Here is a 13,022-nt window from a genome sequence, read left to right on the forward strand (position 1 = left end):
AGGTCGAAGGGAATTGGTCTGCCCACTGTCGCCGGGCGAGCCGGCATCCGGCCAGGAAAGTGTTCGACTCAGTGGAACGTACAGTGGCGGGTGACCCGAATCGCCAGGTCACCGGACGAAAGGGTGAATGCGGTGCACACTCCCAGCGACGTGCAGATCGACCCGAACACCGTGCTCGGCAAGGTCGTCACCGTGCTGTATGCGTTCACCGTCGACGACCACGGGCTCAGCCTCGCGGAACTCGGCCGGCGCACCGGCATCCCCAAGGGCACCCTGCACCGGTTGGTCTCCGACCTCGTCAAGGTGCGCCTTCTCGACCGCACCCAGGCCGGCTACCGGCTGAGCGGGCAACTGTTCGAACTCGGAATGCGGGCGTCCACCGAACGCAGCCTGATCGAGGTCGCAACCCCGTTCATGGAGGACCTGTACGAGCGGACGCACGAGACGGTGCACCTCGGCATCCTCGAGGGCACCGAAGTGGTCTACATCTCCAAGATCGGGGGACACCGGCAGGCCCGCTCCCCGTCCCGTCTCGGCGGCCGAATGCCGCTGCACTGCACGGCCATCGGAAAGGCCCTCCTCGCATACTCCGATCCGGAGATCATCGAGAGGGTGCTCGCCGGGCCACTCGAACGGCGCACCCCGAAGACGCTGTCCGGGCCCGGACTGCTGCGCGCACAGCTCGAACGCATCGTCGACGAGGGGGTCGCGTACGAACGCGAGGAATCCGCGATGGGCATCACCTGCGTCGCCGCGCCGGTACTCGACCCCGACGACCGGCCGATCGCGGCCCTCAGTGTCACCGGTCCCGTGGCCCGCTTCCATCCCGAGCGGCACGCCACGTCGGTGCGCGCGGCCGCGGCCGGCGTCGCCGCCACCCTCGCGCGCCGCGCGCGGATGTCGGAGCCGGAATGAGACGGGGCCGCACCGTGCCCGGCGGCCGGCCCGGCAGTTCCGGCAGGGGACACCGGTCCGTCGCGGAGGCGGACGAATCGGACAGCGCGTGGGGCGTTCGTCGTCTAGGCTGCCGCGCATGACATCGATTCCGGTGAATGTGGACAACTTCGTTCGCGCGGAGACGGATCGGATGTTTCTCGATCTTCAGCGGGACGCCGGGGGCATCAATGTGCTCCGGCACAACCGGGAGCCCGCCTCGGTCGAGCAGCAGACGGTGATCCGGATGAACCGCGACACCCTGTACAGCCTCGCGATCGTCGACACCTCGGGGGGAGCGACACTCACCATCCCCGACGGCGGTCGGCGGTACATGTCCGTGATGGTGGTCGACCAGGACCACCATGTCGATCGGATCCTCCACGACCCGGGAGAGCACAAGTTCACCGCTGACGAGTTCCCGACACCGTACGTCGCCGTCGCGGTGCGGATTCTCGTCGATCCCTCCGATCCGGACGACGTCCGCACCGTGGTCTCGCTCCAGGACCGGTTCCGTCTCGAAGTCGGCTCGTCGACGCCGTTCGCGGCGCCCGACTACGACCGTGCGAGCCTCGACGCGACGCGGGAGGCGCTCCTGGCCCTGGCACGAGACCTGACCGGATTCGATCGGATGTTCGGCGCCAGGAACGCCGTCGACCCGGTCCGGCACCTGATCGGTACCGCCGCCGGCTGGGGCGGCCTTCCGACCGAGGAGGCCGTGTACATCGGCGTCGATCCGGGACTGCCGGTCGGAGAGTACGAGTTGACCGTCGGCGATGTGCCCGTCGACGGCTTCTGGTCCGTCTCGGTCTACAACGCCGAGGGCTTCTTCGAACCGAACGAGCACCACGCCTACAGCATCAACAACCTCACAGGCGTGCCGAACGCCGACGGCTCGATCACCGTCCGTTTCGGTGGGGGCGACGAGGCGGACCGCGCCAATTACCTTCCCGTCACGGAGGGGTGGAACTATCTCGTTCGCCTGTATCGCCCGCGTCCGGAGATCCTCGACGGAAGCTGGGTGTTTCCCGCCCTCGCCTCGTCACCGAACGGGCGGTGAGCGTCGACGCCGGCCCTGGCGTCGTCCCCGAGTTCGCGTTCCACCGCGCCCGGGCCGCCCCGCGGATAAGCGGGACGGCCCGGTGCGCCGGATGGGACTACGCCGCGCAGGTCAGGCCCGCCCCGGGTGGTCCGTTTCCCACGGGGCCGGGATCGGGTAGTACCGCTCCAGGAACTGGGTGACCTTGGCCGTCCGCAGCTCGAGGTCGACCTCGGGCATGCTGCCGTCGTTGAGGCAGAAGAAGTCCATCTTCCGCGTCGCCAGTAGCGTGTCCAGCTCGCGCAGCCCCGATTTCATCGTCGTGTCGACGTACCGCATGCGGGCCGTCGTCTGCTGCACCGCGCGGCCGGTCATCAGCGCGTAGTAGTGGTAGAACGAGTTCGTCACCGAGATGTTCTCCGCGGCCCGGAACGTGCTCGCCGCCGTCGCGGCGAACTCCTCCGCGAACTCCCGCTCCATCTCCGCCATGATGCTCTTGCGCAGGGGCACCGGCGTGTGTTCGAGGTGCCGGGTGATCGTCACCCCGAACCGGTCCTCGAGCAGCCGGCGATTCACGCGCGCCGCGTTCTCGAAACCGCTGCGCTTCTTGTGGTTCCGGCCCAGCCCGATCCGGGTGTCCGCCTCGATGAACTTCGTGACGCCGCCGGCGGAGAAGAACATCTGCGGATCCACCGCGCGGCCGAAGAACATGTCGTCGTTCGAGTACAGGAAGTGCTCGGACAGACCCGGGATGTGGTGCAGCTGGCACTCGACGGCCTGCGAGTTGTGGGTGGGCAGCACCGAGGGGTCGGCGAAGAACTCCTCGCTGCGCACGAACGTGACCCGGCCGTCGTCGGCCAGCCAGTCCGGTCGCTCCGAGTCGGTCGCGACGAAGATCCGCCGGATCCACGGCGCATACATGTGTACGGAGCGCAGCGCGTACTTCAGCTCGTTGATCTGCCGGAAGCGTGCGGGGGAGTCGTCGCCCTCGCCCACCACGTAGTTCTGCATGCGCTTGGCGCGCTCGGCCTGCCACTCCTTCGACGAGCCGTCCACCCACGAGAACACCAGGTCGATCTCGAACGGGACGTCCGACGGATGGGTCGCGAACATCCCCTCGATCGTCGGCCACGTCTGCCCGTAGCGCTCGACGGTGGTGCGGGTGATCTCCTCCCGCGGCACGCTGCGCCGGGTCAGAGCGTTCTCCTTCGGCAGGAGGATTTCGTCGTCGGTGTGCGACCACAGCTCGATCTGCACCCCGTTCGACGCCCCGTACCGCAGCCCGCTGGTCAGCTCGACTCGCGGCCGGAACAGGCGGAACGCCCGAGCCTTGGAACTGTGGGAGAGCCGGCCGTCGGCGACGAGCACCGGTCGGCGCCGCTTGGTGCCGACCGTCTTGGAGTAGAACGGTTCGTCGGTGCACGCGACGACCAGTGCGGCGCGCAGCTCCTTGCGGTCGGCCCAGTCCACCGCCAGCACCGGGCGCGTGCCGTCGCCGCGGACCAGCAGATAGTCGATGCCGGCGTCGTCGAGGACCCGGCGCACGAAGTGCAGATCCTCGAGCATCGCCTCGTGCGGCGTGGTCGTCGAGATGGGGATCGCATAGCGATCCCGGAACCACACGATGTCCGGGTGGCCGTGGAGCCGGGGTCGCTCGGACGCGAGCGGGGGAGCGTCCCCGACGCTGTGGGGCAGGGAGACGAGATGAACGGTGTGGGGGGCCGGCGTGTGCGTCGGAGTGCTCCTTTCCTGTGAAGGGATTTCCCGTGAAAGATCCCGGGAACGAGAAGTTTGATTCTAGTTCACTATTGCAACTTCAGGCACATCGTGAAGGCGCAGGCGGGAAGACGACCCCGGAACCGGCGGCCCGTTCGGGGTCCAGTTTCGGGACTCCGGCCCCGTCGAGGCTCAGCCGACGTCGGTCGGCCCGATCCATTCGGGGTACTGCGGGGCGCTCGCGCCTACAGCGCCTCGAGATGGGCGACGACGTACGGCCACGGGATCCGCTCCTGCTCGAGCCGCAGACCCTCGGCACGCACCGCCGCCAGCGCGTCGCGTTCCGGTCCGGTCAGGTGTGCGGGCACGTGTGGGGCGGGTGACGCCTCGGGCACGGCGAGGTCGCGCCACCGCTCGACGGTGCCGCGGTCCATGAGCAGGCTGCGCACGTGCGGGAGGCGGCCGCGGAGCCGGTCGAGGATCGCGAAACCGTGCGTGTCCAGGTCACCCCAGTACACGACGTCGGAGGCGGCGAGCCACGGCACGTCCGCCAGCTCGTGCACCGCGTAGCCGCCGCCGTGCACCGCCACCGTCGCCGGCAGCTCCGGCAGCGCGTGCAGGCCCTCCTTGTTCTCCAGGATCAGGGTGCGGGCCGGCTTCACCGGCAGTGCCGCCAGCTCGTCGAGCGACGTCGCGAAGATCCGGGGCGCCGTCGCCAGCAGCGCCCGGTCGCACACGGCCACCTCGCACATCCGCGGCAGCGACCGCACCCCCAGGTCACGATCGCCCCGCACGCCGTCGAGCAGCGTCTCGACCAGGCCGCGGTGCCGCGACACCCATTTGGTGTCGACGCCGGGCACCGGCAGCTGGCGGATGAACAGCCCCGACGACGGGTGTTCGGCCAGCCAGCGCACCGCCGCGACGAGCCGCGCGAAGTCCGGCTCGTCCAGCTCCAGCCAGCGGGCATGCGTCGCGGCGATCGCTGTCGCGAGCGTCGCGGTGCCGGGGCCGAGTCCGTCGAGCAGCCGCGCCTGCCGTTCGGTGAGGGTGCGCCACTCGGGTGCTCGTGCGGCCGCAGCGGCGATCTCGGTCGCGCCCGAAAGCAGCAGGCGCATCGGCACTTCCTGCGTGCCGAAGCTCGGCCAGCGCCGCGTCTCCCACTCGACCCGCCCGGCACCCGGGTAGCGGTGCCAGGCACGCACCCACGCGACGACGGCGTCGGGATCCTGCGCGACCCGCCGCTCGGACGGCGGATGCAGCCCGATCGACAGCGAATCCGATTCGGCCGCAGTGGGATCGGTGATCCATCGGGTGCGGCGGCTGCGGTAGGCAACCTGGGCCTTGCCGGCGACCGCGGACGGCGGCACGCACAGTGCGCTCACGTGCCGTCCCCGCGGATCGGCAACAGTGCGATCTGCGAGTAGCGCTTGTCGCGGATGCTCACCGCGGCCACGCCGTCGATGTAGTCGTCGAGGGTCTGCAGCAGCTTGAGCGGGGTGGCGAGCACCATGTGGAACCCGAACTGGGTGAACACGTCCAGCGCCCGCCGCGTGTACGCGGGGTCGGCGCGGTCGAACGCCTCGTCGAGGATCACGGTGCCGTAGCGCGGCAACTCCTCGCCGGCGGCGGCCAGCTGATAGCGCAGCGCGGCGGCGAGGCAGAAGAACACCAGCTTCTGCGCCTGCCCACCCGACAGGCCGGAGCTCGAGTCGTGATAGTTGGCGTCGTGGCCCTCCGGGTCGACCTCCACCCCGATGAATCCGACGTGCAGGCGGGTGTCGAGCACGAGGCGCTTCCACCGCAGGTCGGCGGGCTCGCCGGAGTCGAGCCGTTCGAGCACCGCCGCCATCTGTTCGAACCGCCGCTCCGTCGCGGCCCGGTCCTCCTCCTTCCACGCGCCGCTCGTGATCTGCAGCAGCTCCGCCAGGAACTCCGACGCGGCGGGGGAGCGCCGGTCCTTGACGTCGATGCGCAGGATCCGGTCGGTGTCGAACGGCGAGCGGCGCAGCGATTCGTTCACCGGCTCGATGCGGGAGCGGATCTCGCCCGGCGCCTTGCGGATCGCGCGCGCCAGCTCCCCGATGTTGCGGTGCGACTGCTCGCGCAGCAGCCGGAAGAACTCGTCCTCGTAGGCGGGCAGGCCGTCGCTGCGCAGCCGGGCGAGCACGGCGAGGGCGTCGTCGACGTACTCGGCCTCGGAGCGCATCTCGGCGCGCCGCGCCTCCCACTCGGCGAGGTAGCCGGTGAGGATGGCGGTGATGCGGCGCTCGGCGTCCGCGGTGTCGCGCTGCGCGGACCGCATCTCCTCGTTGATCGCGCGACCCACGGTGCTCAGGGCCCGGTCGATGTTGTCGACGGTGACGCGGCGGACCGCCGCGGCGAACCGGGTCCGGATGCGCGCGGCGATCGGGTCGGGCACCGCGGTGCCGGCGTGGTCCTGCGCGTCGTCGAGCCGCGCCTGCACCCGGGTCAGCTCGTCCCGGTGCTGTTCGAGCTTGGCCAGCGCCGCGGTGTGCGCCTGCCGGGCGGCGCGTTCCTCGCTCTCGGCGCGAGCCAGATCCGCGGTGAGCGTGGCGTATTCGGTGTTGCCCTGCATCCACTCGCGCAGCCGCTCCTCGATCGCGTCCACCGCGCTGCCCGCCGCCGCGACGTCGACGTCGGCCCACGCGGACTCGCGGATCACCGCGGCGGCCTGCCGGCGCTGCTGGACCGCGGACTCGGCGCGCTCGAGAGCCTCCTGCCGCCGTTGCAGCGCGGCGACGTCGGTCTCGACGTCGCCGATGCGCCGGCGCAGGTCGGCGAGCTTGGCCTCGTTGTCGAAGCCGAGGACCCAGCGGCTGCGGTCGTCGATGCGCCGCCGGTCGTCCTTCTCGTGCCGGTCGCCGCCGTGCTTGACCTGTCCGGCCCGGGTCACGCCCCGCGGGACGCGGCGCAGGTCGTCGGCGGTGTCGACGCACGCGTAGTCGAAGCGGTCCGCCAGGTGGTGCTGCAGCCACGCGGCGAGCGGGCCGGGCCGCACCTCGAGCTTGCGGACGAGCGAGCCGTCGGCGGTGGTGGGCGCGTCCGGCGCACCGACACCCGTGCGGACCCGCCGGTACACGAGGCGGGCACCGAGATGGTGTGCGTCGACGGCGGCGGCCACCCGCGGATACAGCTCGTCGGGCACCAGCAGGGTGCGCCCGAATCCGCCCAGGACCCGCTCGATCGGACCCGTCCACTCGGCGTGCTCGGCGCGCACCGCGATCAGCTCGCCCGCGAAGTGCAGGGCGTCCTCACCGAGTCCGGCCGCCGAGCACACCAGTTCCCGGGCGCGCAGCAGGTCGGGATCGAGGTTCGAGCGGCGCCGGGCCAGGACCTCCCGGTCGGCGATCAGTGCGCGGATCGTCTTCCGGCGTTCGGCGAGCGCACCGGCCACCTCGTACAGTTCGGCCCTACGCGTGTCGGCGGTCGCGTCGAGCTCGCGCAGTTCCCTCTCGAGCTGGGCCTGCAGATGCGCGAAGTCGTCCGCGGTGCCCGGTGTCTCCGCCTCCCATTGCGCGAGGGCGACGTCGAACCGTCTGCGTTGCTGGGTGATTCGTTCGAGTTCGGTCTCGGCTGTCTCCTTGTGCACGCGGAGGGTCGCGAGCCGGCCGTCGCCGGCGCTCTCGGCGCGCACCCGCAGATCAAGGGTGCGTTCGCCGGCGCGGTCGGCCTCGTCGGCGGTCTTGTCCGCGGCGGCCTGCAGCAGACCGGTTTGCGCCCGCGTCTCGTCGAGCCTGTCGCTGAGCAGATCCACCGTCATCCGGGCGTGCACCGCGTCGAGGTGATCGGCCTCGTCCTGCAGGTCGCGCTGCGACTGCAGGCCGGTGCGGCGGGCATCGGCCAGTGCGACGAGCGGCTCGAGCGTCTCGACCTGACGACGGGCATCGACGACGACGCGATGCGCCTCGCGCAGCTCGCGGAACTGGGTGGTGGCCCGCTCGGCCATCGCGAACGTCGGCGGCTCGTCGAGCATGTAGTCGCGCAGCAGCTGGTCGAGGCTGTTCAGGCTCTTCGCGGACAGCGTGCGGTGCAGCAGCCGCTGCGCGGCCTCCGACGAGATGCCGAGCTTGGACCGGAACGCGCGCGCGAACGGCGCGTAGCTGGGGTTCACGACCGCATCCGGCCAGCGCTTGCGGATACCCCGGGTGTCGATTCCCCGCGCGACGAACGGTTCGAGGTCGGTCAACTCCACGTCGGTGTCGAGGATCAGGTGCAGGTGCGAGATCTCGTTGTTGGCGTTGGCGCCCCGGCGCAGGTGCATGAGCTTGACCAGCGTCACCGGGGCCGTGCCGTCGCCGGCGTTGTACGTCAGTGCGACCGCGCTCCACGTGGCGCCGGTGCGCAGGTAGGAGGCGGTGAGCGAGTCGGTGTCGGCGTCGGCCTCGCGCCGCCACGCGCCGCGCATGTAGCTGACGAAGTTGCGGCCCGACCCGGCCGCCGACTCCTGCGCGGCCGCGTTGAACCGCACGCTGCCGCCCGGCATGAGCACCGTCGAGATCGCATCGATGAGCGTCGACTTGCCCGAACCGGATGCACCGGTAATGAGAAAACCCTTGCGGGCCAAGGGAATGGCGTGATGTCCGTGAAGGGTACCCCAGTTGACCACCTGCACCCGCGCGAGCCGGAACTGGCCGGGGTGGATCGGCGCGGCGCTCACGGCGCGTCCTCCTCGACGATGCGCCGGAACTCGGCCTCGACGGCGGCGACCTGATCGGCGTCGAACAACTGCCGCAACACCGGAGAGACCTCCATCCGGCCCTCCGTGGACGTCGACGCCAGCAGCGTGTACTTCTTCAACTTCTCCCACGACGCGTTGACCCGTTTGCGGAAGCCGGCCGGATCGGTGCTCGTCGCCGCGCGGTACATCTCCAGCTGCCCCGCCACCTCGTCGAAGTCGACGATCACCCGCTCGCCCGGCTGGGCGCGCAGCAGCCGGTGCCGCAACGCCAGCAGCATCACGGTGTCCATGAACGTCAGGCGCTCGGTGCGCAGCACCGTCGGGGCCTTGTGGTCGCCCGTGTCGGCGGGGCGGGTGAACGCGAGCTGATCGTCCTCGTCGACGACGAGATCGAGGAACACGTCCGCGAGCCGGGACCGCAGCACCCGCTCGTCGCGGATTACCGTCCGCCACACCTCCGGGTGCTTGTCGGCGGTGACGAGCGGTCCCTTGAGCAGCTGCACCAGCGCGCGGCGGGTGTCGAGGTCGAGTTCGCCTGCGTCGCCCGGATACAGGCCCGTGCGGGTGGTCGATTCGGTCATGACGCGTCCTCGGTGATGCGGGCGGTGAACTCGGTGTCGGTTGGGTCGAACAGGTGCCGGCGCACCGTCGCGACGCGGGTCGCGCCCGACGGGGACGTCCAGGCGATCTCCTCGGTGCCGTCGACGCGGTGACCGTGCTCCGCGGCGAGCACCAGCAGACCCACCGCGCTGGCCAGTCCCTGCGTGGCGGGATGATCGCGCAACACGTCGCCGATCGTGGCGCTGCCGCGGGAACGCAGCGTGGCGGCGACGTTGCCGGCCAGCTCGTCCATGTCGATCTCCGATTCGCGGACGATGCGGCGCAGCTCCGCCAGATCCACCTCGCCGACCGGCTGCGTCACCACCGGCTCGGCCACCAGGTCGTCGGCCGGGTTGTGCAGCCGCAGCGCCGCCACCGAATCGATGCCCATGCCGACCCGCACCAGCTCGAGGTCCAGCAGATCGTATGGTTTGCGGCGCTGCGCCACCTGCAGGGCCTGCTGTTGGGCCGAGCGCAGGAGCCGCTGCAGACGCCGGTGCTCCTCGTAGTGGCGGGACTGCACGAAGTGCCGCAGCGAACGCGACAGCGACGTCATCGTCGCGTGCACCTCGCCGCCGGCGTCCTCCATCTCGGTGAGCAGGGTGCGGAACCGGTTGCGTTGCTCGGTGGTGAGCTGCTGCGCGAACGGGCGTTGCAGCACCGCCTCGATCCAGTCGTCGAGCTGCGACGACCGCTCCGGGTCGATGATCATGTCGTAGAAGCCGGCGAAGCTGCGGCCGGCGTCGGAGCTGCCGATCAGATCGACCCCGCGGAACACCTCGCCGAGAGTGTCGCCGCGGTCGTTCTCGTCGCCGAGGATCCGGGCCCGCAGCTCCCGGTTGAGTGCCTCCAACTCGGCGCGCACCCGCGCGAAGTCACCCGGGATCTCCCCGGCCAGCGCCAAAATCTCCGCGGACCGTTCCACCGCGCGGTTCCCGTCCAGCACGGGAAAGTCCCCGGATTCGACGGCGGCGATCTGCCGGTCCAGCTCGTCGCGCTCGGCCCGCAACGCCGCCAGGCGACTCTCGCTGCGCGGATCCGAGTCCCGCGCCAGTGCCTGGAGCTGGCTCGACAGGGTGGTCAGCCGCGACTCGGTGACCGAGCTGGTGGCGGTCGTCAGGCCCGCGACGAACGTGAGGGCGGCGAACGTCGCCTCGGTCGGTTCGAGGGTCTCCTCGCGGGCGTCGGCGCTCGCGCGGCGCAGCAGGTAACCCGCGCGCACCCAGTCCGCACAATAGGCCTGACCGGTGCGCGGCAGCTCGAAGCCCTCGTCGCGCAGTTCCTGCAGGTCCGCATCGAGGCGGGCGAACAGCTCCGGGGCCGGCAGCCGTCGCGTGCCACGGTCGAAGTGCCGGCCCAGCAGTGCCAGCACCGCGGCCGCGTTGTCCGACCGCAGCAGCGCCCATGCCGGGTGCTCCTGACGCAGACGCGCCAGGCGGTGCAGGTCGGCGGTGGACACGACGCTCCCTCCTCCGGTGTCGGGTTCGACCATGCTGACATATGGGGGCGACAGCGTCGCGGGCGTGGTCTCGTCCAACCTGTGCGGGTTCGAGTTCGGCTTCCGGGCTCGAATCCAGACGGGATGCTGGGTCAGCGGGTGCGCGACTCGACGTCGTCGAGGACGGCGACGATGCGCTCGGCCGTGTCTTCGAGTCCGATGCACCATTGCGATTCGGGCACTGGACTGCCGCTATCGCTCCAATGGATGCGAGCAACGATGAGGACTCCGTACGACGTTTCGATGCTCATTTCGCAACGCTCGGGAAGTGATTGGTTGGTTTTCAGCAGTGCCCGGTGACTTGCAATCTCGGTACTGCGAACGTCGTCGCCGTTGTCACTGGACTTCTGCTGTTCCTCCTCGAAGTTGAAATTGGCAGAGAGCACGGAGAGGTCGTAGCGAACTAGTACTTCTGGTACGTGAACGGTGCCCTTGTAGGCGCAGCCGAGGATCGTGAAATGGGTGGCCGCGAAGTCGGCCTTGTCTTCCGAGGTCGGGTCGTAACCAGCAGTGACAATCACCTCGTCGGGTATGTCGAGGCAAGGATCGAAGGCCACCAGAGGGCGGTCGGACTCGTCGACGAGACGTGGCACGCGAGTTGCAGGGGTTGGCGGTTCGACGGCTGCGCTTGCAGGGGTCGAATTGTGGGTGGGTCCGGCGCAGCCGGCGAGGGCAGCGAGGACTGCGAGCGCACCACTGACGGTTGTAGCGGTTCGGCGCGCCGTCACAGCTCGTCCTGGGGCAGGTCGTGCAGGCGTTCGACCCGCTCGGATTCTGCGGCGAGGAATCCCTCCCCGCCTGTGGCAAACGTGTCGCGCATACCTCTGAGCACGGCTTCGAACTGTTTGAGGATTTCATAGAGTGACTCGGGCGTGCCCTGAGCTTTGCGTACGAAACCTGCACGAAGATCCTCGGCCGACTTGAAGCCTCCGAAACTTGGTGCTGCAGTGAGCTCGCCGGCCTGCCGGCCCGCTTCTCGAAGCGTCTCAAGCATCGTGTCGCAGATGGCGACGATCTCTTCGATCGTCTGCGGATTCAAACGGAGTCCCTCGGCCATGAATCCCCCCGGTATCAGTTGGCCCGGGAACTGTAACGCACTCGTTGCGGCGCGGGTGCCGATGCGCCCAATGCGCTCTTCCGAGCCCTCAAGCCGGGACGGACACGGTGGGTGAACTGCACCCGGGACCGAGTGCCCTATTGGTCCAGTCGGCTTTTTGCCTCGATGTGCCTCACGGCCTCTTCGGCCCGCTGCCGGTACAAATGATGTCCTGTGGCTCGGTAGGTACTTGTTCGATTCGCTTCATGAGGAATTCGAGACCCACGGTGCGGCGTCGATGCCCAGCTCCCGAAGACTCAAGCGGAACAGCAACGTACTCGATGATCGGGTTCGTCCTCTCCGCATCGGTACGCGGGAGTCACGCAAGATCAATGTGGTGCATTATCAGGGGCGACTACAGAGTGTGGAGGTTTCAATCTTGGTGAATCGACGTGGCGCATACGGCATCGGTGACTTCCTGGATCCCTCCGATGTCGCACTCCGTGAGCAGTGGCGGTCGGTCCTCGCTCGGGAGCCAGTTCTTCGAGGGCAGCGGCAGGTGAACTTCGTCCCGAGCGAGGTCGTCCTGTCGTTGTGCGCCTCGTTGCTCGTCGACCACAGTCGGTTCGGCAGCAGCAGCGCCCATCGAGCAGGCTTTCCAGTCCAGCACCTTGCCAGCCTCTACAAGCGGCCGCCGTCGAGCATCCTCGCCAAGATGGCCAACCTCGACGGCTCGCGCAGTCACGGCGGCCGCCACGAACTCGAGGTGTCGGCGCGCATGACGTCGGACAGTGCTCTGCTGCAAGACGTGTACTTGCGGATTCTTCGGGCGGCACGCGCCGAGGGCATAGGACGGGACGCCCTGCCTGATTTCCTCGAACTCGAGGACGGAGGCTCGCTCTGGCTGGCGGGGCAGGAGGAACTCGTCGAGAGCGAGGTCGAGCGAGAACTCGAGGGAATTGTCGAGAAGTGGGCGCGTGAGCGGCAGGATGTGCCGGTCGAGATCACGCAGCGTTTGCTCACCTCGACTGTTCGTATCGGTCAGCACCGCTTCGCCAAGGCAGTGCTGACCAACCACGGCAACCGGTGCGTGTTCTGCGGTATGGGGAGCATAATCGGGGGCCGTCGTCGGCCGCGCCTGCTCACTGCGAGCCACATCAAGCCGTGGCGAGAGAGCACCAACAAGGAACGCCTCGATCACCTGAACGGACTGACGGCCTGCCCCACGCACGATGTCGCATTCGACACGGGCCTACTCACTGTGTCCGAGGACCTCTCCATCACGTACGCCACCGACCTCGAACGAGCACTGCCGAGTGACGATCCGCTGCGTCGTGCCTTCGGCAAGCCGCCGCTGGCCGACCGGTTGATCCTTCCGGCGGGCGCAGATCGGCCCGACACGGCGTACCTCGGCTGGCACCGAACCCAGGTTTTCGTTTCACCACCCATGGCTGCTGAAGGTGTACGACCGACAGGGAAGGAAGACTGCGCGCTCGAGTGA

Annotated in this window: 10 protein-coding genes; 3 read left to right on the plus strand and 7 right to left on the minus strand. The window is 69.3% G+C overall.

Annotated elements, in window-relative coordinates:
* Positions 1-123: 123 nt before the first annotated feature.
* Positions 124-915: an IclR family transcriptional regulator gene (locus ISO16_RS26875; RefSeq protein WP_170914062.1), complete on the plus strand. Its 792-nt coding sequence runs from the start codon at positions 124-126 to the stop codon at positions 913-915.
* 118 nt (positions 916-1,033) lie between these two features.
* On the plus strand, positions 1,034-1,993 hold the full coding sequence (locus ISO16_RS26880; protein ID WP_072634840.1) for a DUF1214 domain-containing protein: 960 nt from the start codon (positions 1,034-1,036) through the stop codon (positions 1,991-1,993).
* Between the two features lie 111 nt (positions 1,994-2,104).
* On the opposite strand, the gene ISO16_RS26885 is transcribed toward ISO16_RS26880, so the two are convergent.
* The 7 genes from ISO16_RS26885 to ISO16_RS26915 all read right to left on the minus strand — a co-directional run bounded on the left by ISO16_RS26885 (position 2,105) and on the right by ISO16_RS26915 (position 11,542).
* The gene (locus tag ISO16_RS26885; RefSeq protein ID WP_072634841.1) at positions 2,105-3,595 is read right to left on the minus strand and encodes a stealth family protein; all 1,491 of its coding nucleotides are present in this window, start codon (positions 3,593-3,595) and stop codon (positions 2,105-2,107) included.
* A gap of 338 nt (positions 3,596-3,933) precedes the next feature.
* Complete coding sequence (locus ISO16_RS26890) at positions 3,934-5,070, minus strand: DUF3322 domain-containing protein (protein ID WP_072634842.1); 1,137 nt, start codon at positions 5,068-5,070, stop codon at positions 3,934-3,936.
* Complete coding sequence (locus ISO16_RS26895) at positions 5,067-8,366, minus strand: ATP-binding protein (RefSeq protein WP_072634843.1); 3,300 nt, start codon at positions 8,364-8,366, stop codon at positions 5,067-5,069. The genes ISO16_RS26890 and ISO16_RS26895 overlap by 4 nt, the downstream gene beginning before the upstream one ends.
* Positions 8,363-8,968 (minus strand): DUF4194 domain-containing protein, encoded by a 606-nt coding sequence (locus tag ISO16_RS26900; protein WP_072634844.1) that lies wholly within the window; start codon positions 8,966-8,968, stop codon positions 8,363-8,365. Before ISO16_RS26900 ends, ISO16_RS26895 begins: the two co-directional genes overlap by 4 nt.
* On the minus strand, positions 8,965-10,479 hold the full coding sequence (locus ISO16_RS26905; RefSeq protein WP_170914063.1) for a DUF3375 domain-containing protein: 1,515 nt from the start codon (positions 10,477-10,479) through the stop codon (positions 8,965-8,967). Before ISO16_RS26905 ends, ISO16_RS26900 begins: the two co-directional genes overlap by 4 nt.
* Before the next feature lie 98 nt (positions 10,480-10,577).
* Positions 10,578-11,213, minus strand: a complete 636-nt coding sequence (locus tag ISO16_RS26910; RefSeq protein ID WP_072634845.1) for a DUF3558 family protein — start codon at positions 11,211-11,213, stop codon at positions 10,578-10,580.
* Entirely contained in the window at positions 11,210-11,542 is a 333-nt protein-coding gene (locus ISO16_RS26915) for a hypothetical protein (protein ID WP_072634846.1), read from the minus strand. Before ISO16_RS26915 ends, ISO16_RS26910 begins: the two co-directional genes overlap by 4 nt.
* A gap of 538 nt (positions 11,543-12,080) precedes the next feature.
* On the opposite strand from ISO16_RS26915, the gene ISO16_RS26920 reads away from it, so the two are divergent.
* On the plus strand, positions 12,081-13,022 hold the full coding sequence (locus ISO16_RS26920; RefSeq protein WP_230304443.1) for an HNH endonuclease: 942 nt from the start codon (positions 12,081-12,083) through the stop codon (positions 13,020-13,022).

It is taken from the genome of Rhodococcus sp. M8, from assembly GCF_015654185.1.
Lineage (GTDB): Bacteria > Actinomycetota > Actinomycetes > Mycobacteriales > Mycobacteriaceae > Rhodococcus > Rhodococcus aetherivorans.

Excerpts from the sequence above, each read along its gene's own strand:
- ISO16_RS26905 (WP_170914063.1), bottom strand. The coding sequence starts at position 10,479 with ATGGTCGAACCCGACACCGGAGGAGGGAGCGTCGTGTCCACCGCCGAC.
- ISO16_RS26880 (WP_072634840.1), top strand. The coding sequence starts at position 1,034 with ATGACATCGATTCCGGTGAATGTGGACAACTTCGTTCGCGCGGAGACG.
- ISO16_RS26900 (WP_072634844.1), bottom strand. The coding sequence starts at position 8,968 with ATGACCGAATCGACCACCCGCACGGGCCTGTATCCGGGCGACGCAGGC.
- ISO16_RS26915 (WP_072634846.1), bottom strand. The coding sequence starts at position 11,542 with ATGGCCGAGGGACTCCGTTTGAATCCGCAGACGATCGAAGAGATCGTC.